The following is a 21019-nucleotide window of genomic DNA, read 5'->3' as shown; positions in this document are numbered from 1 at the left end:
GAGCCCATCCCGTACGCGTCTACGGCTGCGCCGGTCAGTTCTCGCAACCGGTTCAGAAGGATGCTCCAAAGGTTGTCGATAATTCTTCGCGGGATGATGGGGGATCGGAAGGCGAGTCGATATACCTCGCTCGCACCGCGTCATCCCGACGGATCACGCACCGCTGTAACATCTTTCAACAGTAGTGGTGGTGGGAAATAGGTATCGGTGTACAACACTGCCCGGCGGCCGTCGAATTCTCGACGAACACCGGGCAGTGACGCACTACTTGGGCTGGGCTCAGCGGAGGTACTGTCCGCAAACCGGCCACGCGCCGGCGCCCTGACCGGCAAGGACGTTTTCCGCGACGCGGACCTGTTCTGCCTGGCTGGCGTTGGCGGCACTGCCGGCTCCGCCGTAGGCTTCCCACGTGCTCTGGCTGAACTGGAGCCCGCCGTAGTAGCCGTTTCCGGTGTTCGCGGCCCAGTTGCCCGAAGATTCGCATTCTGCGACACCCGACCAGTCGTGGGTGGCTGCGGATGCGGTGCCGGCGCTCAGTCCGAGGGCTCCGGCTGCGAGGGCTCCGGCTGCGGCGACAGAGGCAAGGGCACGGGTAACGGTGGTCTTGGTCATTTTTGGTAAATCCTCTCGAGTCCCGCCGACGGAGGACGGTGACCGTCTCAGCTCCGCTCCCACCACTAGGAATGTTGTCGAGTCCGAACCGCGGGGTGGGACGGGCGGTGGCGATTCGGTAATGCCCGGTTGATCGGGCTGTCACCAACCATAAGAGATGATTACGGATTGGTCACGGGTCGGCGTGTCGACGCATGTTTGTGCAACAGAAATGCATCAAAGAGTGTTTTCCCAGGTCGCGTGGCGATATGCCACCTCGCTCGGCGTTACATAATCGAGATAAAGTGTGATGCAAGTCACTGAAAAAGCGTCTTGATGGCGTCGGTATGTGGCGCTCGATCGGCCGGTTTTGTCGATTTTCCGGCCCCAGTTCTGGTCACACAGGAAGCTGTGTCGAACCGCGATTTGTTGTCGACCGACCGCCCCGATTTACCTGTGGGGCAGCAGAATTGAAAACGAATTACGCGCTGCTGGCTCAGACGAGATTCTTGCTCGCCTTGATCCGACGACGGATGTCGCGCATCTGAATGGTGTTGCCGGCCTGACGAACGGAGCGTGGAATGAACCTGTTGACGAACGACACGAAAATGAAGAGGTGTTCGAACCGGCGGCGGTCGTCTTCGGTCCACTCGAGGTCGAGTTGGTCGCGGTAGACCGGTGGAAGGAATCCGACCGTCAGGAACCGCAACAAGTTTCGGAACACCAAGCGTATCGGCCAAGCGATCATCTGTAGATTGACCAGGTCGATCAGATACTGCTTGGTGCGTTCGTCGATGACGACGCGTTCGCAACCGAGGTTCCAGTAGCGCTCGAAGTCTGCGCGTGTGGCCGGCCACATCTCTTCGGTGACCTGCAGTGTCGTTCCCAAAGTTGATGCGGACTGATAGAACGACTCCGCCTGTTCTTCCGACATCTTGCCGTGCAACAACTGATGACTGTCTTCGAAACCGATGAACAGGCAAGCAGCAACCCATAATTGGAGTTCGCGATTGAAGGCGTTGTACTTGACCGGGCTGTTCGCATCCGACTTCACATGTCGGTGTACCGAATTCACAGCCTCGCGGTAGGCCTTTCGCTCTTCCTCGTTGCCCAGGATCGCGACCGTCAGGTACTGCGTTGTGGTTCGTGCGCGCTTCCACGGATGCGCTGTCAGAGCACCAGATTCGACCTTGCTCTCCATGACGCCGTACGCCACCTCGGGCCAACCGAGTTGCAGGATGACGTTGGCAGCGGCTCCGGCGAACGACCAGAAATCGAGTGCGTCGGTGATGTGTGCGGGTTTACGTGCCCACCGCCTACGCTCCGCCGTGATGGTGATGCGTGTCTGATCGGTCCGAAGAGACGACTCGGACTTTTCCGAATCCAGGTAGTGAGTGGGCATGGATCTTCCTCCGCTCGTGGTGAGTTACTTGGTCTCGACGTTGCTCACGAGCCACCGGTCGTCCGAGCGGACCAGGGACACGACCATGCGGTACTTCTGTGTGTTTCCCTCTGGCGCTGCGACATTCTTGGCTTGTTGGTCGACGAACACGAGCACCTTGGCCGACGAATTGTCCAGCGATTCGATGCCGACGTCTGTCGCCGTTGCGCTCGCCTGGCCTTGCCCCCCGGCGACGACTTCGCGCAGTGAATCGACCATCGTTCGGTAGGTGCCGGCAAACTCGTCGGTCGACATCGAGGCGATGCTGTCTTTGTTGGCATCGAGGTTCTGATAGTCGAAGGAGGACATGATGGTCGAGTAATCCCGCGCGGTGTCCAAAGCCTCCTGCCGCAGCGTGTCTTCCTGATTCGCCGAGTACATCTGGAATCCGAGCACCACCAATGCTGCGACCAGCGCTACCGCTATGAGTGAGATCAGTGCGTTGCGTGGCTCCTTGAGGCGGCGAAGTAGCGACGGAGAAGTCGGATGTTCGGCCACCTCGGCTTCAGCCTCGTCGAGTAGTGCGTTGTCACCGTGTGCCATTTCCCAGTCCTTCCAACATCAATCTCCAGTAGTTCAGGGCTTCGACTCCGGTCGGGACGAGAATCGGATCTGCGACGACGGGCGGTCCGATCGGCGTACCGGGGACCGTCGAGTTCTGCAATCCGAGGTCGTTCGGGCGGGGAGCATTCTGTGCTCCGCGTTGGACGAGGTCGTCGGAGGGGGGACAGTACATCGCCAGACTTGGACTGGTGGGAGACAGATCGCCGACCTCACGCCTAGGGGTGTCGTAGTTACAGACCGGCCCCTGTGTGGCAACCAAGGCAAAGTCGGCGCGATCGCCTTTGACGATGGATGCCAGTTTGGCGAGACCTTCAGGAATCGTGACAAGTCCGGTTTCGAGGGCGTCTGTGCGGTCGGAGATGATCGGTGCGACAGTGACGAGATTGGCCAGGACCGCTCCGAAAGTGTTGTGGTACTTGTCGAACAACTGTTGAGCGCTGTTCAGGGCGGCGGGCGAATGATCGGTGAGGTAGATCAGCACCGGAGCGTTGGATTCGAGTTGTTCGGTGAAGTTCTTGGCAGCTGCCATTCCTCGGACTAACGAATCCGATTGTGTCGCCATGGAGTCCACCAACGTGGAGGTTCGCGACAGCAGCGCGGCGAGTTCGGTCGACTGGTCGTTCAACTGCGCGGACATGGTCCCACCGTTGTCGATCATCGTCGCCAAGCTCGGGCCGAGCCCGTTGAACGAATTTCCCAGTTCGGTCCCGATGTCGCTGATCGCTTGCGGATCAATCCCTTCCAGGACACCGGACGCCTGAAGCATCAACTGGCTCATCTGGACCGGTTGCTGATCCGCGGGCATGGCGATTTCGTCGCCGTCCCGAAGATACGGGCCGTGGTCTGTGTTGGGATAGATGTCGACATTCTGAATTCCGGCTGCGGTCCCCATCGTCACCTTGGCGACGCTGTCGGTAGGTATCTCGGCGTTGTCGTTGAGTGAGAGTTCCACCCGAGCCGAGCGGGTGCCTGCGTCGAGTTCGACTTCACTCACTTTCCCCACCTGTACGCCGCGATACGTGACGACCGTGCCCTTGGTCAGCCCGAAGGCGTCGGACATGTTGGCGTGCAGCCGGATTTGGCCACCGAAACCCTGAGGGCCGACCACGTAGACGATTCCGAAAGGGATTACCACAGCAGCGATCAGAGCGAACAGGACAAGTTGAACAAGCGCAAGGCGACTCAACGCAGACCTCCCTGAAGTAGATCGGTGAGAGTTCCCGCCGGTGCGATCGATTGACCGGCCATCCCGCCGCTCCAGAGCTTGTCGATCGTTCCCGGAATATCCAGGGCGCCGTCGAAAACGAGGTAGTCACCTTGGACTGCACTGGTGAAGTTCTCGAGCAGTCCGTTCATATTCGCCAGTGTCTGACCGATCTCCGAATTGAACGAATCCAGAGTCCCGACAACGGTCGACGCATCGTGCAGCATCGCGTCGAGGCCGTCGGGTGACGAGTCGAGGATGGTGTTTGCGTTGGTGGCGAGCTGAACGGTCGAGTTCAACAGGCCTGCAATCTGATCCTTCTGTCCCACGAGAATCGACACCACCTGTGGAACGGAATCGAGGTAGTTGTCGACGACGTCGCGTTGGCCGGCCAGTTGGGAGGAGACCCGGGCAGCGAGGTCGACGGCCTCGTCGAACTCGCTGCGGTGACTGCTTGCCTCTGCCATGAGCGAGGTCAGGGTGTCGGTCAGAGAACGAACTTCACCGGAGCGCCCGGAAAACGCGGTGTTCAGCTCGCGCACCACGGTATCGAGTTGATCGATGCCGCTTCCGGTCAGAACCGTACCGAGCGTGGCAAGCGCACTTTCGACTTGCGGACCGATCTCGGTGCGAGACTCCGGAATTGTGTCGCCGTCGCTGAGCATCGAGCCGGACGGAACCTCCGGCACCAATAGTCTGATGAACGGGTTGCCCAGTGCGGACGGGAGTTCGACGGATGCTTCGACGTTGTCCGGCAACGGCGTCGCGGCGTCCAGACTCAGTGTCACATCGGCTCCGACGACGTCGGCGGACAGCGCGGATACTCGACCGATGACTTTCTGGCCGCTGCGGACGTCTGCCCCCAACACCAGGCCGTCGGCGCCGGCCAGCTGCAGCGCCACGTTGTACGCATCACCGTCGGCCGAACGACCCAGGGGTAGGTCTTGAATGCCTGCGCTACAGCCGCCGAAGGCGAACACGGCCGCAGAACCCACACCGATGATCACGATACCGGCGACTATTCGAACCGATTGCCGCGTCAATTGCCACCTCCGGGGACGGCTCCGCCGGAAATCGCGGAGGCGATTCCGAGCGGATCAGAAGTGCTGAGGGGGAAGGAAATCGGATTCGTGAACCCGGCTCCGGTACAGATCGGCAACTTGTAGGTGTCGCACAGCGGTTTCGCAACCGCGAACTGAGTCAATGCAGTCGAGACGTTGAGCCGAATGCGCCCGCGCTGATCAGGACCGATTGTCTGGGAGAGGTTCTGCATCATCAACGGCACCAGGTCCATGAACTCGGCGAGGCCGGGTTCTTTGGCAGCCAGAGTGTCACCGAGAACTCGCACGTTGTCGGCTATGGCACCGACATCATCGCCGTGAGTTGTCATGAAACTGTTCAACTGGTCGAAGACCACCTGCAGATCCTGCAGAGGCTGTGAGATGTCCATGCTCTGGTTCGCCCACTGATCGCCCAATGTGCCGAGGTCACCGACAAGTTCGTCGAGGCTGACCTGCCGTGCGTCCAGAGCATTCATCAAGGTGTTGAGATTGTCGACAAGGGCACCGATGTCTTCCGACCGAGCGCCGACAACTCCGGTTGCCGTGCTGAGGTTGCGAATTGCGGTGTTGAATTGATCGCCCTGACCCTGCCATCCGGCAGCGCCGCGGCTCACGAGATCGCCGAGATTGCCCCCATCCCCGGCAAATGCGTCGGCCAAAGTGCTGACGCTTCCCATCAAGCCGTCGAAATCTATGGGGGAGTGGGCACGTTCGATCGGAATCTGGTCGCCGTCTTTCAGCGTCTCTCCGCCGGTGTAAGCCGGGCCGAGTTCGATGTGGCGATCGCTGATCACCGATGGATTAAGGACATAGGCCGAGGCGTCGGCGGGCAGGTCCACGGAGTTGGGCATCGACATCGCTACTCGAACAGAAGTTCCGCGAGGTTCCACCGACGTGACCGTCCCGACGCCGACTCCGAGGACGGTGACCTTGCTTCCCTCGTAGATTCCGCCGACGTAGCTGAAATCGGCGTAGACGGTCTTGGACTGATCCGTTCGTCCGAAGATGTACCAACCGGGGAGTGCAATCGCCAGGGTCACGACCAGCATGGCCGTGACGGCTTTTCGTGTATTCACTTGCAGCCCTCCATGATGCCGAGCGCGCAGAGCAGATTGTCCGGGATCACGGCGGCCGGCGCGTTGACGTCGGTCCAATTGCCGGTGCCGGTGGAATCGGTGACCGAACGCAGCGCGGAAGGAAGACGAGTCAACAGCAGGTCGATCTGATCTGCGTTGTTCTTCAGCGTGGTGGTGACCTCGACGAGGTTGTCGGTCATGGCTCCGAACTCGTCCTGACGATCGACGAAAGTGGTGGAGAGCTTCGAGATGATGATTGTCAGGTTGTCGACCAACTGAGTCAGTGCGTCCTTGCGCATCGCAAGAGTACGAACGATCGTCTGAGCATTGGCCGCAGTACCGACTATCGAATCGGTTTGTGCCGCAGCCATGTCCGACAGCTCGCGGGACATGATGAGAATCTGGTCGATCTGTTCACTGTTCTGCGCGAAAGCCGCCGAGGCGCCGCTGATTCCGGCCAGAGCCCGGCCCACCTGATCGGAATCAGTTGGAATCACCTGCGAAAGGGTGTTCATCATGGACTCCATCGCCTGTAGGTCGATCCCGGTGGCCGCAGTGGTGGCATCACTGCTGACGTCGTCGAGGCTGTACGGCACGGTTGTGCGGGAGAGCGGGATGACCCGCGCATCGGAGTCGTCGACCACTCCGGCCGGCACGATCTCCAGGTAGCGCTTGCCAAGGACCGTCTTGAGCCTGACAGTCGCCGTGCTCTGGTTTCCCAAAGGCTGGTCCTTGTCCAAGCGGAAGTTGACGACGACGTGGTCGCCGGCAAGGTCGATCGAATCCACTCGGCCCGCGGGAACCCCGGCCACGTAAACCGGATCGGTGTCGGAAAGCCCGCTGGCATTGGCCAACTCCGCTGTGTATGCCGACGTGCGTACGTTGTACCAGAGCTTCGGAATGCCCAAGGCGGCGCCGAGTCCCACCACCAGAACGAAGATTCCGAGACTACCCAGGGCGAGAGCGGTGCCGCTACCGCTGCGACGGCGATCCCCTTTGAACAGGAAGAGCATGATGCCGACGAACACGTCGATCAGCTTGACCAGGAACATCATGAGCACACCGGCGAATGTGTCGGACCGAAGATGTTGGCTTCCATGTCGCCTGCCTTCAGAGTGAAATTGCACAGATACAGGCTGATGAAACTTCCGTAACTTCCGATCCGGTTGGCGGCGTCGGCGAACTGGGGAAGGTTGGCGAGAAGTCTGTTGAACTCGTCGGTGCTCGCAATCCAACTCCCGGTGACACTTTCGAGTTGTTGCACGGTCTGACCGAATGCGCCGTTCGACCCGGCCATGATCTGAGCCAACGACGAGACAGTTCGGTTTCCCTGATCCAAGAGCGAGACCAGTTGATCGTTCTGCCCGACGACGGAAGTACTCAGATCGTTCAAACCGTCCAGCAGACCGACCAATTCGGGTTGGCGTTCGTCGACGGAGGTGAGAAGAGTGTTCATGTTCGTGAGTAGTTGTGCGAAGACGTCCTGACGGTCGACAAGGCCGGAGCTCATGGTCGCGATCTGGTCGAGGAGGGTGGTCATCGCCTGGCCCTGGCCGTTGAAGGTTTCGACAAAACTTCGCGTGAGCGTGTTCACCTGCTCGGGTTGCAGCGCGGCGAACAACGGTTTGAACCCGTTCATCAGTGCCGTCAAGTTGATCGGCGGTGTTGTCTGCGCCAGCGGTATCGTGTCACCTGGTTCGAGCTGTCTTGCGGATACCGTTGTCGCGCTGTCGTCCTGCGTCAGTGCCAGATATCGAGCACCGAGCATGTCGCCGTAGCGCACGGCGGCACGGACATCCGACTCGAGGGAATATTGCGACTCGATTTCGACGTCGACGATCGCCTTGCTCGTGCCGCCGCCGTTGTCGGCAAACGCAACCGAGTCCACGCGGCCGATACGCACACCGGACATCGTGACCGGGTTACCCGGGTTGAGGCCTTCGACATCGGTGAACTCGAACGAATACGAATCGGTGCTTCCGCGAACCGGGACCGACAACGTGTTCGCCACGAACGACGCACAAGCGACGCCGGTGAGACAGAAGAGTGACAACCGAATTACCTGGCCAGGACGGACCTTCACGGGACGGTCACCTCATTGCCTCTGACCATCGGCCCCAACATCAGTGTTGTTGCCGGGTTGGGGGTGTCCGAGCGTTCCGGCGATCCGCCCAGTAGCTGATCTTCGAGGTAGCGCAGCGTGGCCGCTTCGGCTTCGCCGCCCACGACCGGGGCACTGACGGGTTGTGCAGGCGTCAGGTTGGAGCCTGAACACTGCGCGCCGCGCGAGTCCCCGTACTGCGGGCAATCATCGCCCGTGTATGGGAGCGGTTCGGCGAACGTGGCAACTGCTGTGATGTCGAACTTACCGGTGGCGAAGACCCGCGCGCCCGCGGCGCCGAACGTACTGGCATTGGCGAGGGTGGAACGCAGTCCTCCGGGATTGGCCGCGGTGGTTGCGAGTATCTTTCCGGCGGAATCGATCACAGTGATGATGTTTCGGTTGTTCTCCACGACAAAATCGTCGACGGTAGCGGCGAAGACTGCGGCCGCGCCGATCGAGGACTCGAGATTCGCTCTGTTGGCGACCATGTTGTTCGAGACGGTTGTGGCGGCTGCCAAGGTATCGAGAATGTCGGGGGTCGCGCGGTCCAACGCGTCGACGACCGACTTGAATTCGGGTGTCGATTCGAGGAATTGGTGTGCGGCGGGTGTCAGTACGCCGGACGCGGCACTGAGATTGTCTATCGTGGTACCGATCTCGGCTCCGTTTCCGTCGAGTGCCTGGCCCAGCGCAGTCAGGGCTGTCTGCAACTTCTCGGGCTGCATCGCCGTGAGGACTCCCACCAATTTGGTGTACACGTCGTAGAGCGCAACGGCTTCGGGACCGTCGTCCATGTGGATCTCGTCTCCGTCCGACAGAGTCGTCTGGCCCTGCTCATTCGGACTGTCCACGAGCTGCATGTAGATGTCGCCGAAGAACGTGCGCGGAACGACGCGGGCCACCACGTCGGCGGGAATCTTCGACGCGTCATCGGTCTGAATCTGCAACTGCACAACGGATTCGGCGGTGCCTGATTCGATTTCGCCGATTCGGCCGACGTTGACGCCGTGGTACCGAACCGGAGCTTCACCGCTGATGAGACCGGCTGTGGCTGGAACAGCGACGAAGATATCGGTGCTCTGCTCGAGGTTTCCCGAACCGCGTAGAACCATTGTGACAGCGGCGGCGACGGCTACCACTACGGCGATCGCGCCGCGAAGGGCGTACACGATCTTTGTGTGTGTAGTGAGTCTGTCCACGGCTCAGACCCCCATTCCCGGGATCTGGGGCACGAGGCCCCACAGCGCGAAAGTCATCAGTACGTCGAGGATTCCGATCGCGAGGATCGCAGTCCGAAGAGCGCGCCCGGCAGCCTGCCCGACGCCGGCCGGACCACCGGAGGCATAGTAGCCGTACGCGCAGTGAACCAGCGCGACAACAGCGGCGAACACCACGGCCTTGAGGCCCGAGTACAGGAGATCCTGCGGCGAGATCGCCAGATGGAAGAAGTAGTCGTAAGTACCTGCCGATGCACCGTTGAAGAACACGACGACCAGTCGGGTCGACAGGTAGCTGGCGAGCAGTCCGATCATGTAGATCGGGATGACGCAGATCATGGCAGCGATCACCCGCGTACCCGCGAGGAAGGGGATGGATCTGATCGCCATCGAGTCGAGGGCGTCGATCTCGTCCGAGATGCGCATAGCCCCGATCTGGGCAGTGAAACCCGTTCCGACCTTGGCGGCCAACGCGATAGCGACGACAACAGGGGCAAGCTCACGGGTGTTCGCGACCGCAGACAGCATGCCCGAGAGCGAGGTCATCCCGACGAGTTCGAGGCCCCGGTGAGTCTCGACGCCCAACATCATTGCCGCGGCGAGCGACATCGCGAAGACGATCCCGATGGTGCCGCCGCCGGACAGCAAGGAGTTCGTGCCGAAGCTGACCTCGCTGATCTGACCGAGTACGTGCTTGCGGTACTTGGTGAGCGCAAAAGGGATCGATGCGATGGTGCGGACGTAGAAAGTGACGTGCTGACCGAGGGAGACGAGGCCGTCGCCGGCGGTTCGCAGGGGTCTGCTCGCTTGACGGGCTCGAACACGGAGATCGACGAGCGACATCAGAATTCACCGACCGCCGGGACGATTACGGTGTACAACGCGGACAACACTGTGTTCACGATGAAGACGAGCGCGAACGCAATGACGACGGCCTCGTTGACTGCGTCGGCAACGCCGCGGGGGCCGCCTTTTGCATGGAGACCTTTGAAAGTGGCCACCAAAGTCGAAGCGAGGCCGAAGATCGCGGCTTTCACCAAAGCCATGACGAAGTCGGACGATCGACCGTATTGGCTGAACGTTGCCATGAACGTTCCGGCCGGAAGATGCTGCACGTAGATGTGGTACAGATAGCACGCGATCACTCCGCCGAAGGTCACCATCGAGCACAGTGCGAGGGAGACGATCACTGCCGCAACCAATCTCGGAGCTACCAAGCGTTCGATCACATCGATGCCCATCACTTCCATGGCATCGATCTCTTCGCGAATCTTTCGCGAACCAAGATCGGTGCAGATCGCCGACCCGGCAACACCGGCCATCATCAACGCGCACACCAGTGCTGCGGCCTGTCCGACGATGATGAATGCCACGACGGCGCCCGAGTAGCCACCGGCACCGATGCGGCCGGCCAGTTCGCCGACCGACACCGCGATGAAGACGCCGATCGGAATCATGAGGAGCAGCGACGGACCAGTGCTGACGCGACCGATGAAGAGCGTCTGAGTGATCGTCTCGTGCAACGAGAGTCGCCTGCGGAGGATTGCCGTGAACAGGCCGAACAGTGCCTGCACCGAGAATCCGATCAGATAGCCCCCCTGCAACGCTACGTCTCGTACCGGGCCTTTCGGGGCTGGTAGCTCGTACGTCATCTAATTGAATTCCTTTGCAGATCAACATGGTTCAGCACGAAAGTCGAACTGTTCGGACGCTGGCGGTCGAGCGAACTGCTTGTGAAGCATCTCACACATATATGTGACGTGGCAAGCATTATGTGAACGAAAATTCTCGGGGGAATTTTTGGTGTAACAGCGACGGTGAGTGCGTTGACGTGCCAATATGAGTTCTGTCGGGTGGCGTCCTCGGCTTAAGTTCATCGAAATTCCGGAAGCCGTCGTCCGATGTCCCGATCGGGGAGGGAGGGGCCGCTTCGAGCGGTGACCCTACCCCTAGTTTCGACCACAGGGCAAGGCTTTGTTAACGAGAATTCTCTCGAGTTTCAGCATCGATGATCGGGGCGATGCAGTTGATGGCAACCTGGAGTTAGGGCAGCTAGCAGCGTATATGGAACATTGATACAGTGGAAATCTCGAAAGTTTCCGATGGCGTGCACAGATTATGATTATGCTCATTCGCAAAAGGACCGGTTTGGTGACCGGTAGGGCTGAGCGAGGCTGAGAGAGAGGGGTGCACGAGTGAGCCCGAGACAGCAGTCTGTCGATGCGCAGACAGTTGACGAACAGACCTCGCGTGTAATCCTTCGAGCGGCGGGATCGGAGTCGGTCAAGCGACGTCCGAAGGACCGCAAGGCGAAGATCGCCGCTGCGGCTGCAATTGCGTTCAGTGAACGGGGATATCCTGCCGTAGGCGTCGAGGACATCGCGTCGTCCGTTGGTATTTCAGGTTCGGCACTCTATCGGCATTTTCCGAACAAGTATGCGATGTTCCGCCACGCGGCACTGGAATTGACCGACGCGCTCGAGAGTGCACTCGATGCGGTCTCCGTCGCCGCCGATGCAACTGACCGGGAGCGCCTACGCGAGGATTTGCTCGCTGTGATCCGAACGACGGTGCGTAATCGGCGCACAGCCGGGATCTACCGGTGGGAGAGTCGGTTTCTCGACGCTGCCGATCGGAAATCGGTCCGAGCTCAGGCAGCTGCTGTCAATCGCCGAGTTGCACTGCATCTTTCACGCTCCGAACCGCCGGCGAGTACTCGTGCCGAAACCATCCTCACCTCAGCGATGTTCAGCGTGATCGGCAGCATCACCGCTCACAATCTGATACTGCCCCAACGTCGGATGGAGCAAGTTCTTCTCGACGCTTGTCTGTCGATCGAACATGGAGGGAGTGCAATTACATCGCGGCGGTCGGAGCAAACTGTGTCGACGCGACCGGTGACGACGAACAAGCGTGAACGTCTGCTACAGGAAGCCGTGCGGCTCTTCGATTCTCGCGGTTACCACGACGTCAGTATCGAAGAGATCGCAGCCGCTGCGGGTTTGAACGCTTCCGGGATGTACCGCTACTTTCCGAGCAAAGCGGAACTTCTCGGGGCGGTGTTCTATCGAGCGGCAGACCGTCTGGACCTTGCGACGGCAGCAGTATTCGAGTCTGCGACGTCGCCGGAGGAAGCGCTGCGCACACTGTCGGCGATGTACGTGGAGTTGTCGTTTGCACAACATGAATTGATGTCGGTCTATTTTTCCGAGATGAACAACCTTCTGCCGGGACATCGAAGCGATCTGAAGAATCGGCAGAAGCTGTACGTGGTCGAGTGGGCGCGGATACTTCGCGAAATTCGTCCGGACCTTTCGGCGATAGAGGCGAAGTTCCTGGTTCACGCTGCTTTGAACCTGGTCCCCGACATCGGACGCTTGATCAAGTTCGATGTTGCAGCAGAAAACGCCTCCACACTTCAGACGTTCATGTCAGCAGTTCTCTTCGGCCGCCCGGCTCCGCCGCCCTGAACTTCGCGCCGCCCTGAACTTCTCGCCGCCCTGAAACTTGTCGGACGGCGTGCGTAGTGTGGTCGGCTATGAGCGAAGTCCTGTCTCTGGCAGCTGCCCGCCGAACAGCGCTCGCCGCTCAAGGGTTCGGCAAATCACACCCGGCAACGGTGACGCGGCGCAATCTGGTCAGCGTGATGGACCGGCTGCAGGTCTTGCAGATCGACTCGGTCAACGTTTTCGAACGCAGTCACTACCTGCCCGTTTATGCGCGACTGGGCGCGTACGACAAGTCCAGGCTTGATCAGCTGACCTTCTCCCCGGAGTCGGGGTACCTCGAATACTGGGGACACGAAGCGACGTTCCTGCCGGTGGACATGTGGCCGCTCTTTCGTTGGCGCATGGACCAGTTTCGTGACAAAGCGTTGAGCGACAAGAACGGATGGGCGTCTGATCGGCGCGACTTCCTCGACTGGTTGCGCAACGAACTGCATGAAAACGGTCCGATGGCGGCGAGCGAAGTCGAGCATGAAGCGAATACACGCCGCGGCCCGTGGTGGGGGTGGTCGGACGTGAAAGTCGGGCTGGAGACTCTGTTCCGTTGGGGCGAAGTGGTATCGGCGGGTCGCGCAGGATTCGAACGTCGATACGGCCTTGCCGAACACATGCTCGCGCCCGAGATCCTCGATGCGAGGATCGATCGATCGGACGCGATCCGTGAGCTGGTGCTGCGTGGTGTGAAGGCGCACGGACTCGGTACGCTCGACGATATCGCCGACTACTTTCGGCTGCCGAGCGCTGAGGCACGAATTGCCTTGCGTGAGCTCGAAGACGCCGGCAATGTACGCAGTATTTCCGTCGAGGGCTGGGAGCGTCGTGGCAAGCCTCGCGAGGTATGGATTGATCCACAGGCAAAGCGTCCAAGGTCGATCCGAACCGAGGCTCTGTTGTCGCCCTTCGATCCGGTAGTGTGGGCGCGCGATCGAGCGTTGCGGCTCTTCGACTTTCACTACCGGATCGAGATCTATACTCCCGCACACAAGCGGGTTCACGGCTACTATGTGCTCCCCGTGTTGATCGACGACAATATCTGCGCGCGAGTCGATCTCAAGAACGACCGACAGAGCCGTCGGCTACTCGTGCGCGCTGCTTGGGCCGAGCCCACCGCCGATGCCGACACTGCACCGCGTCTGGCTGAGCTCCTTCGTAGAACCGCAATGTGGCAAGGCTGCGACACCGTAGTCGTGGAGAACAATGGAACATTGGCATCAGAGCTGGCCGCTCTGATGGCCGGCGACGAGGTGGATGCGGTGGGCGCGCGCTAGGTCAATCTGGAACGGTGAGTCTCCCGTCGACTGCAGCTCGGTTGATGGAATCTCTTAATGCCGAACAAGTTCCGGTGCGAATTTTCGGCGACGCCTTGTCTTCGCGATACTCCGAACACACGTTGTGCGGATCCGATCGCCATTGAGTCGAGGTATGTTGCCAGCTGTTCTTCTCGACGAGGACATATGTTCCACACCGCTCGCAGTCCACTGGTTCCATGGTCACTGCGCTGCTCCTGCACGGCGTGCGAGGTTGTCTGCAACCTCCTGTTTCCACACCTCGATGGGTTTGCTTGTATCCATCTCGAATTCGAAGCGATCGATCATCTCGGGCGTGACGTCGGCGACGTCGACGTAGAACTGTTCGTACCACCGCCTCAGTTGGTAGACCGGACCGTCCTCGGTGCAGAGTAGTGGGTTGTCGATGCGGGTCTTGTTCTTCCAGATCTCGATGTCCTGCTCGAATCCGACGCCGATGTAACCGATCATCGCGTCAACGGTTTGGTCCGCTATCCCGGCGGGAAGTTCCTCGGTCTTCTTGACGGTGATGCCGTACATCAGGACAAACTTGTTCGGGCTGACCGGATAGTGGCAGTTGATCAAAACCGAATCCACCTTGAACGTTTCGTACTGGTACACCAGATCATCGATCATGAACGACGGTCCGTGATAGGCGGCCACCGAGAAGTTCGAGACCAACTGCGGCACGTCGGGATCCGTCCAGGTCACGATGTCGTCGCGGTTGATACCGCTCTGCTCCTGGATGGCGACATGCCCCTCGAAGACGTTCTTGAAGTAAGTGGGAAACGAAAAGTGCACGTAGAAGAAGTGCGCCATGTCCACGACGTTGTCGACGATTTCTCGACAGTTGGTGTCGATGACGATTGACTTCCATACCCAATCGGTCCATTCGTGGTCCGGAGTTTTGATTACCGGTATGGCGACTTCGGCCGGAGGCGGATTGCCTTCGGGGTCATGCCAGACGAAAAGCAGTCCGTCTTGTTCGAGGGTGGTCCAGGCGCGGGTTTTGGCAAGCGGTGGAACGCGGCGTGCATAGGGGATCGCGGTGCATTTGCCGTTGCCGCCCCAACGCCAGTCGTGGAAGGGGCAGGCGACTGAATCGCCCTTGACCGTGCCCTGACTGAGGTCGCCGCCCATGTGACGGCAGTAGGCATCGAGGACCTTCAATTCGCTCTGGCTGTCGGCAAATACGACAAGCTTGGTGCCGAAGGCCTCGATCGGATGTGGGTTCCCGTCGTGGAAATCCGTTGCAAGTCCGAGGCAGTGCCATCCGCGGGCAAAACGTTCGGGCGCAGCGCCCTCGTCGATCATGCGGATCTCGTCGACTTCGCCGAGGTCCGTTGTGGTCGTCACGTCTGTGGTCAACACGTCGTCCTTTGTTCAGTGATCTGTGTTGGCCACTGTGGTGAGGAGTTGGTCCAGGTTCAACGGGGGTAACCGGTGATCGGTATAGCTGCAGGTGGAGTGGCCAGGCAGGTTTGTCTCCCGCACGGTGGGAAACGCCCTGGCGGTTCGTCCGGTGAAGGCCCAGATTTGCAGTCAGCAGAGCACGCCCAGCGCTGTCCTCTCGACGGGCGGATCACCGAAACGGAGACGCCATGTCGGTCGGACCGATCACAGAAGAGCCCATCCCTATGTCAACACTCGACAGGTTGGCGATGGTGGTGGATTGCTTTCGTGACACGCCGCGGTTGACGCTGGGCGAGGTGGCCCGTCGAACCGGGATTCCGCGATCGTCCGTGCACAGGATGCTTCTGAAGCTCGTGAGGATGGATTGGCTTCGCAGAGAAGGACTCGAGTACGAAATCGGCGACAAACTCGGCGATCTTGGGGCAATCTCGTTGTATCGAAACAAGTTCGAGAGGGTGGTGGTGCCGTTGTTGTACAACCTGCACCTCGTCACCAATCAGGCCGTACATCTCGGGGTCCTCGAGGGAAGCAACGTGCGATACCTTCAGAAGATCGGCAGCCAGGCGATACCTGACCTCCAGACAGGCGTTGGCTCTCGCATCCCGGCGCGATCCTCGGCAATCGGCAAGGCACTCTTGGCAGCGGGCCGCCGTTCGACGGTCGCGCAACATTCCGCAATAGCCAACCATCGGTACGGCGTCGTATTCGGTACGTGTACTTCGGGTCTCGGCTGCATCGGTGTGAGGGTGGGTGCGCTGGGCGAAGCGGAAGTCGGTCTGTCGATCAGCGGCCCACTCGTTCGAGGCAAGATCGACGATCGACACGTTGCACCGGTACAGATGGCCGCGGTGGCAATCTCCCAGTATTTCGAGGTGCCGGGTGGTCGTCACCAGCAGACCGGTTAGCTCGGCAATGCGCAGAGTGCGCCTCCTCCGACTCCGCGTAAAGCGCAGTGGGGGAGACGCACTCGGATGAATCTGCGTCAGCGAAGAGCCGCAAGCGCGTCGATACGCTTGGCCGCGTCCTCCATGATGTTCTCGATCAGTTCCTTGCAGCTGGGCAGATCGTTGATCATTCCGACAACCTGACCCGAGGCAAGCACACCGGCTTCCGTATTGCCCTCGACCAGACCGGCCTTGAGCAACATCGGGGTATTCGCCGCCATGATGATTTGCATCAGCGTGCGGTCACCCGAGCGCTTCATCGCGAGGCCGTCCTTGGCGAGCGTCGACCACTTCATACCTGTCATTGCCTTGAACTTGGTGGCGTTCTTGGCAGCAGCGATCAAACCGGTTGCATAGCTGGAACCTTCGAGGCTGTTGACCAGGTCGGTGTTGAGCACACGATGAGGCATGCCGTCGACCTTGCGCGAGACCGTCGTATCCGTCAGTCCTCGCTTGAGGTATTCCTGCTTGACGGAGTCCGGCACCGAAGAGTCACTGGTGAGCAAGAAACGCGTCCCCATGGCGACACCGGCAGCGCCGTACGCCAACGCTGCGGCCAGCCCGCGGCCGTCGAAGAATCCGCCACCGGCGATGACCGGAATATCGACCGCGTCGAGAACCGAGGGAAGAAGCAATGTCGTTGCCACACCGCCGGTGTGACCACCACCTTCGCCGCCCTGGACGATGACGGCGTCCGCGCCCCAAGATGCAACCTTGACCGCATGCTTCGCGGCACCGATCGACGGTACGACGACGATGCCGTGGTCCTTGAGCTTGGCGATCAGTTCCTTCTTGGGAGCCAAGGCAAACGACGCGACCTTGACGCCCTCACGGATCAGCAGGTCCGCGCGCTGCGGCGCGTCGGTGGCGTCGGCACGCATGTTGACACCGAACGGCTTGTCCGTGAGCTGCTTCGTCTTCTTGATCGCGTGCTCGAGCTCGTCGTAGGTCATCGTGGCCGAAGCCAGGATGCCGAGACCGCCCGCGTTGGCCGTCGCCGACGTCAGCGCTGGCCCGGAAACCCAGCCCATGCCCGTCTGCACGATCGGGTACTCGACACCGACCAGTTCGGTCAGTGCTGTCTTCAGAGTAGGGGTCATGCCGAGACCTCACGGTCCCGAAGGTTGCGCGGATCGAGGGTCTCGCGAATGAGGTGGAGCTCTTCGGCGGTGGGGTCACGGGTGATACCGGCCTCGGCGAGTCCGGCTACCTCGAACGAGGTGTTCTCGGCTACCTCTTCGGCGGTGACGCCGGGATGGAGGCTCAGCGCGCGGAAGGTGTTTCCCGGTCCACCGAAGTCGAAGACACCGAGGTTGGTGACAACGCGGGGGATGTTCAGGTACTTGTATGCCGGGTTCTCGGGATCGATCTGGTCGTAGCCGACACCGCACACCACGTCGACCTTGTCGACGAACACTCGCTTGGAGTGCTTGGGGACGAAGTAGCTCGTCGCGTGGTTGATGGTGTTGCCCGGGGCGCCGCGCACACCGAACATCTGACGCGTCGGCTGCTGAAGCGGGCCGAAGGCGGAGAGGTTCTGGTTGCCGTGGCGATCGAGCTGATTGGCGCCCATGACTACGTGGCGACGGCCCGAAGCGACGACGTCGAACACCTTGCGGAAAGGCATCCATCCTTCGATGGGGCCCTTCGTTCCGACTGCCGGGGTGTCCTCGAGAATGAGGGCTTCACCATCGGTGATCAGCAGGTCGGGTTCGGTGGTGAGCCGAGCCAGGCGAGCGCCGATGGTGGACGACGTCGACATCGGGCTGGCCATGATTTCGCCTGCACCGGAGAAGATTTCAGCGCACGCGAGAACAACGTACTCTGCGCGGGTGACGGTGGATTCGCTCATTTTGCCTGCTCCCCTGCCTTTGATGAATCGGCAAACTTCTTTACTGCGGCTTGGTAGTCCTCTTCGCTGCCGGAGAGGAAGGTGTCGACGAACGTCTGCCACGACTCGGGGGTCTTGGCGGCCTCGGCGTAGTGACGCTGGAACTTCTCGTCGCGGCCGTAGCTTTCGCCGGCCAACGTGAAGTGGGCACCGTTCGGGGCCTCGACGACGGCGTCGACCATCATGCGGTTGAGCAGAAGATTCTGCAGTGGAACGGATTTGACCAGTTCCTCGGTCTCGACAATGCGTTCGACGGAGACGTAACGCTTTTCGGCGGCCATGCAGTACAGGTCGTCGAAGTACGGGTCGACACCGTTGTACGCGGCATTGCCGTGCTTGTCACCGAGATTGAGGTGAACGAACGACGCATCGAGGTTGAGTGCAGGCATCGCGATCAAGGTCTCGGAACGGCCGTCGGCCTCTGGGTACGGGGAGGTGACGGTCTTGAGTTCGTCGCCCCAGAAGTTGCGAACGTCCGAACCCAGGCCCGCGCGGATCGGGAGGAAAGGGAGGCGAGCGGCAGCGGCTTCGAGGCCGCACTTGACCATTCCCTCGTCCATCTCGCGGACTTCGATCTCACCGGCGGTGCGTGCCTTGGCAAACCACGGATCGTAGAACGGAGCGGAGTCCAGGGACACGAAACCGTAGTACGCCTTCTTGACCTTGCCGGCCGAGCACAGCAGCCCGAGATCCGGTCCGCCGTAAGTGACCACGGTCAGGTCCTTGATGTCCGAACGCAGAATCGCACGCACGAAGGCCATCGGCTTGCGGCGAGATCCCCAGCCGCCCAAGCCGATCGTCATTCCGCTGCGGAGCTCGCCGACTACCTCGTCGAGCGACTTCGTCTTGTCACGCTTGCTAGCCATGTTTGTCTCAGCCTTCCTTCTGGGTTGCGTTCTCGCGCGGCTTGCCGGTGGCGACGAATTCGTCGCGGTGTTCGTCGGACACACCGAGGAGGTTGAGTTCGAAGGTGTAGCCCTGCTCGAGGCGGTAGCTGCCCTTGACGTCGACCGGGTCGATGCCGTTGATGGCTTCCTTGGCGCACCGGATGATGCGGGTGTCCTTCGCGGCGATCTTTGCGGCGATCTCGCGAGCGCACTCGTCGAGCTTCTCGCGCGGGACCACGTCGTAGACGCTGCCGAACTGTTTGAGTGTGTGGGCGTCGACGCTCTGTGCGGTGTAGTAGAGCGTGCGCATCATGTGCTGCGGCACCAGCCGTGAGAGGTGTGTGGCAGCGCCGAGTGCGCCGCGGTCGACCTCGGGGAGGGAGAAGATCGCGTCGTCGGAAGCGACGATCACGTCCGCGTTGCCGACCAGTCCGATGCCACCGCCGACACAGAATCCGTTGACGGCCACGACGACGGGTACAGCGCAGTCGTAGACGGCTGCGAAGGCCGCGGCGCAACCGCGGTTGGCGGCGACCAGTGCGTCGAATCCCTCGGTCGCCTGCATCTCCTTGATGTCGACGCCGGCGTTGAATCCGCGTCCCTCGGCTCGCAGGATCACCACGTGAGTGTTGAGATCCTTGCCCGCGTCGAGGATGGCGTCGGCAAGCTCGAACCATCCCTTGGACGGGATTGCATTGACCGGCGCGTAGTCGATGGTGACCGTGGTGATGCCGGTTCCGTCGGAGGAGGTGCTGATGCCCATATCGGGATTCCTTACGTCTGTGTACCAAACCAAGCGATTGCTTGGTAAGTTAGCACACAAGCGGAGCCGACAAGCCCGAGCAGAGTGCATTAGGAGACAAATATGAGTGGATTGGTCGACGGACGCGTAGTCATCATCACCGGGGCTGGTCGCGGGATCGGACGTGCGCATGCCTTGGCGTTTGCTGCCGAGGGCGCCAAGGTCGTCGTCAACGACATCGGTGCGGGTGCCGACGGTTCCGAGACCGGTGAGAGTCCGGCCGAGCAGGTTGTCGCGGAGATCATCGCCGCCGGTGGCCAAGCAGTGGTCAACGGAGACGACGTCGCCGACTGGGCGGGCGCCGAGAATCTGATCAAGACCGCGATCGACACCTTCGGTGGCCTGGACGTACTCGTGAACAACGCGGGCTTCCTGCGGGACCGCATGCTGGTCGGCATGAGCGAAGGCGAGTGGGACGCGGTGATTCGCGTGCACCTCAAGGGGCACTTCGCGCCGCTGCGTCACGCTGCTGCCTACTGGCGCGCTGAGGCCAAGGCAGGCAAGACCGTCGACGCACGCATCATCAACACCAGTTCGGGTGCAGGACTGCAAGGTTCGATCGGCCAGGGTAACTACGCTGCGGCGAAGGCCGGTATCGCCGAGATGACCATCCAGGCCGCAGCCGAGCTCAAGAATTACGGCGTCAGTGTCAACGCGATCGCGCCTGCTGCGCGCACGCGCATGACCGTCGGCGCGGGTGGGGCGATGGCCGAGTCGATGGCAGCTCCCGAAGAGGGCTTCGATGCCATGGCGCCCGAGAACATCTCGCCGCTGGTCGTCTGGCTCGGTAGCGCCGAGTCCAAGGACGTCACGGGGCGGGTGTTCGAGGTCGAGGGCGGAAAGATCACCGTCGCGGAGGGCTGGCGTCACGGCCCGAGCGAGGACAAGGGTGACCGTTGGGACCCGAAGGAGATCGGGCCCGTCGTGGCAACGCTGTTGGAGAAGGCGGAGATTCCGACGCCGGTGTACGGAGCGTAGGGCCTCCGGCCCCGTGAGTGGTTAAGGAGTGCAGGGACTCCTTAACCACTCACA

19 protein-coding genes and 1 pseudogene are annotated in these 21019 nt (G+C 60.8%); 4 read left to right on the top strand and 16 right to left on the bottom strand.

Annotated features, from left to right (window positions below):
* Positions 1-285: 285 nt before the first annotated feature.
* The 11 genes and pseudogenes from RE4_RS08380 to RE4_RS08330 all read right to left on the bottom strand — a co-directional run.
* Positions 286-612, bottom strand: a pseudogene (locus RE4_RS08380) (transglycosylase family protein); the annotation flags it as partial.
* Between the two features lie 475 nt (positions 613-1087).
* Positions 1088-1993 (bottom strand): oxygenase MpaB family protein, encoded by a 906-nt coding sequence (locus RE4_RS08375; protein ID WP_060938406.1) that lies wholly within the window; start codon positions 1991-1993, stop codon positions 1088-1090.
* Positions 1994-2017: 24 nt separating this feature from the next.
* On the bottom strand, positions 2018-2575 hold the full coding sequence (locus tag RE4_RS08370) for an Rv1363c family protein (RefSeq protein ID WP_019746957.1): 558 nt from the start codon (positions 2573-2575) through the stop codon (positions 2018-2020).
* Entirely contained in the window at positions 2562-3782 is a 1221-nt protein-coding gene (locus tag RE4_RS08365; RefSeq protein WP_060938405.1) for an MlaD family protein, read from the bottom strand. Before RE4_RS08365 ends, RE4_RS08370 begins: the two co-directional genes overlap by 14 nt.
* The gene (locus RE4_RS08360) at positions 3779-4843 is read right to left on the bottom strand and encodes an MCE family protein (RefSeq protein ID WP_060938404.1); all 1065 of its coding nucleotides are present in this window, start codon (positions 4841-4843) and stop codon (positions 3779-3781) included. The genes RE4_RS08365 and RE4_RS08360 overlap by 4 nt, the downstream gene beginning before the upstream one ends.
* Positions 4840-5937: an MCE family protein gene (locus tag RE4_RS08355; protein ID WP_081098329.1), complete on the bottom strand. Its 1098-nt coding sequence runs from the start codon at positions 5935-5937 to the stop codon at positions 4840-4842. The genes RE4_RS08360 and RE4_RS08355 overlap by 4 nt, the downstream gene beginning before the upstream one ends.
* Positions 5934-6989: an MCE family protein gene (locus RE4_RS08350; protein WP_060938458.1), complete on the bottom strand. Its 1056-nt coding sequence runs from the start codon at positions 6987-6989 to the stop codon at positions 5934-5936. The genes RE4_RS08355 and RE4_RS08350 overlap by 4 nt, the downstream gene beginning before the upstream one ends.
* Positions 6989-8020 (bottom strand): MCE family protein, encoded by a 1032-nt coding sequence (locus tag RE4_RS08345; protein WP_020968483.1) that lies wholly within the window; start codon positions 8018-8020, stop codon positions 6989-6991. Before RE4_RS08345 ends, RE4_RS08350 begins: the two co-directional genes overlap by 1 nt.
* A complete protein-coding gene (locus RE4_RS08340) occupies positions 8017-9210 on the bottom strand; it encodes an MCE family protein (RefSeq protein ID WP_238076902.1) in 1194 nt (397 codons plus the stop codon). The genes RE4_RS08345 and RE4_RS08340 overlap by 4 nt, the downstream gene beginning before the upstream one ends.
* Positions 9211-9243: 33 nt before the next feature.
* Positions 9244-10101 (bottom strand): MlaE family ABC transporter permease, encoded by an 858-nt coding sequence (locus tag RE4_RS08335; RefSeq protein ID WP_003945491.1) that lies wholly within the window; start codon positions 10099-10101, stop codon positions 9244-9246.
* The gene (locus RE4_RS08330) at positions 10101-10910 is read right to left on the bottom strand and encodes an MlaE family ABC transporter permease (protein ID WP_046377962.1); all 810 of its coding nucleotides are present in this window, start codon (positions 10908-10910) and stop codon (positions 10101-10103) included. The genes RE4_RS08335 and RE4_RS08330 overlap by 1 nt, the downstream gene beginning before the upstream one ends.
* 543 nt (positions 10911-11453) lie before the next feature.
* Between RE4_RS08330 and RE4_RS08325 the strand changes: the two genes are divergently transcribed.
* Together RE4_RS08325 and RE4_RS08320 are read left to right on the top strand one after the other, a co-directional pair.
* Positions 11454-12728, top strand: a complete 1275-nt coding sequence (locus RE4_RS08325; protein ID WP_060938402.1) for a TetR/AcrR family transcriptional regulator — start codon at positions 11454-11456, stop codon at positions 12726-12728.
* Between the two features lie 68 nt (positions 12729-12796).
* Complete coding sequence (locus RE4_RS08320) at positions 12797-14032, top strand: winged helix-turn-helix domain-containing protein (protein ID WP_060938401.1); 1236 nt, start codon at positions 12797-12799, stop codon at positions 14030-14032.
* 222 nt (positions 14033-14254) lie between these two features.
* Here RE4_RS08320 and RE4_RS08315 read toward each other — a convergent pair whose 3' ends face one another.
* Positions 14255-15364: a 3-ketosteroid-9-alpha-monooxygenase, oxygenase component gene (locus RE4_RS08315; protein WP_060938457.1), complete on the bottom strand. Its 1110-nt coding sequence runs from the start codon at positions 15362-15364 to the stop codon at positions 14255-14257.
* Positions 15365-15687: 323 nt separating this feature from the next.
* Between RE4_RS08315 and RE4_RS08310 the strand changes: the two genes are divergently transcribed.
* Positions 15688-16368: an IclR family transcriptional regulator gene (locus RE4_RS08310; protein ID WP_223257971.1), complete on the top strand. Its 681-nt coding sequence runs from the start codon at positions 15688-15690 to the stop codon at positions 16366-16368.
* 77 nt (positions 16369-16445) lie between these two features.
* On the opposite strand, the gene RE4_RS08305 is transcribed toward RE4_RS08310, so the two are convergent.
* Genes RE4_RS08305 through echA20 form a run of 4 tightly spaced genes read right to left on the bottom strand, consistent with a single transcriptional unit; the run spans position 16446 to position 19948 of the window.
* On the bottom strand, positions 16446-17507 hold the full coding sequence (locus RE4_RS08305; RefSeq protein WP_019746967.1) for an NAD(P)H-dependent flavin oxidoreductase: 1062 nt from the start codon (positions 17505-17507) through the stop codon (positions 16446-16448).
* The gene (locus RE4_RS08300) at positions 17504-18259 is read right to left on the bottom strand and encodes a CoA-transferase subunit beta (protein ID WP_019746968.1); all 756 of its coding nucleotides are present in this window, start codon (positions 18257-18259) and stop codon (positions 17504-17506) included. The genes RE4_RS08305 and RE4_RS08300 overlap by 4 nt, the downstream gene beginning before the upstream one ends.
* Entirely contained in the window at positions 18256-19164 is a 909-nt protein-coding gene (gene ipdA / locus RE4_RS08295) for a cholesterol ring-cleaving hydrolase subunit IpdA (RefSeq protein ID WP_019746969.1), read from the bottom strand. The genes RE4_RS08300 and ipdA overlap by 4 nt, the downstream gene beginning before the upstream one ends.
* A 7-nt stretch (positions 19165-19171) precedes the next feature.
* Entirely contained in the window at positions 19172-19948 is a 777-nt protein-coding gene (echA20, locus tag RE4_RS08290) for a (7aS)-7a-methyl-1,5-dioxo-2,3,5,6,7,7a-hexahydro-1H-indene-carboxyl-CoA hydrolase (RefSeq protein WP_003945611.1), read from the bottom strand.
* Between the two features lie 102 nt (positions 19949-20050).
* Between echA20 and RE4_RS08285 the strand changes: the two genes are divergently transcribed.
* On the top strand, positions 20051-20965 hold the full coding sequence (locus RE4_RS08285; RefSeq protein WP_020906294.1) for an SDR family oxidoreductase: 915 nt from the start codon (positions 20051-20053) through the stop codon (positions 20963-20965).
* The last annotated feature ends 54 nt before the right edge of the window (positions 20966-21019 follow it).

It is taken from the genome of Rhodococcus erythropolis NBRC 15567, assembly GCF_001552595.1.
GTDB lineage: Bacteria > Actinomycetota > Actinomycetes > Mycobacteriales > Mycobacteriaceae > Rhodococcus_F > Rhodococcus_F erythropolis.
Note: the sequence above shows the minus strand (reverse complement) of the source record. Positions and strands in the feature narration are given on the sequence as shown.

Excerpts from the sequence above, each read along its gene's own strand:
- RE4_RS08375 (WP_060938406.1), bottom strand. The coding sequence starts at position 1,993 with ATGCCCACTCACTACCTGGATTCGGAAAAGTCCGAGTCGTCTCTTCGG.
- RE4_RS08370 (WP_019746957.1), bottom strand. The coding sequence starts at position 2,575 with ATGGCACACGGTGACAACGCACTACTCGACGAGGCTGAAGCCGAGGTG.
- RE4_RS08350 (WP_060938458.1), bottom strand. The coding sequence starts at position 6,989 with ATGTTCCTGGTCAAGCTGATCGACGTGTTCGTCGGCATCATGCTCTTC.
- RE4_RS08335 (WP_003945491.1), bottom strand. The coding sequence starts at position 10,101 with ATGTCGCTCGTCGATCTCCGTGTTCGAGCCCGTCAAGCGAGCAGACCC.
- RE4_RS08330 (WP_046377962.1), bottom strand. The coding sequence starts at position 10,910 with ATGACGTACGAGCTACCAGCCCCGAAAGGCCCGGTACGAGACGTAGCG.
- RE4_RS08320 (WP_060938401.1), top strand. The coding sequence starts at position 12,797 with ATGAGCGAAGTCCTGTCTCTGGCAGCTGCCCGCCGAACAGCGCTCGCC.
- RE4_RS08315 (WP_060938457.1), bottom strand. The coding sequence starts at position 15,364 with ATGATCGACGAGGGCGCTGCGCCCGAACGTTTTGCCCGCGGATGGCAC.
- RE4_RS08310 (WP_223257971.1), top strand. The coding sequence starts at position 15,688 with ATGTCAACACTCGACAGGTTGGCGATGGTGGTGGATTGCTTTCGTGAC.
- RE4_RS08305 (WP_019746967.1), bottom strand. The coding sequence starts at position 17,507 with ATGACCCCTACTCTGAAGACAGCACTGACCGAACTGGTCGGTGTCGAG.
- RE4_RS08300 (WP_019746968.1), bottom strand. The coding sequence starts at position 18,259 with ATGAGCGAATCCACCGTCACCCGCGCAGAGTACGTTGTTCTCGCGTGC.
- ipdA (WP_019746969.1), bottom strand. The coding sequence starts at position 19,164 with ATGGCTAGCAAGCGTGACAAGACGAAGTCGCTCGACGAGGTAGTCGGC.
- echA20 (WP_003945611.1), bottom strand. The coding sequence starts at position 19,948 with ATGGGCATCAGCACCTCCTCCGACGGAACCGGCATCACCACGGTCACC.
- RE4_RS08285 (WP_020906294.1), top strand. The coding sequence starts at position 20,051 with ATGAGTGGATTGGTCGACGGACGCGTAGTCATCATCACCGGGGCTGGT.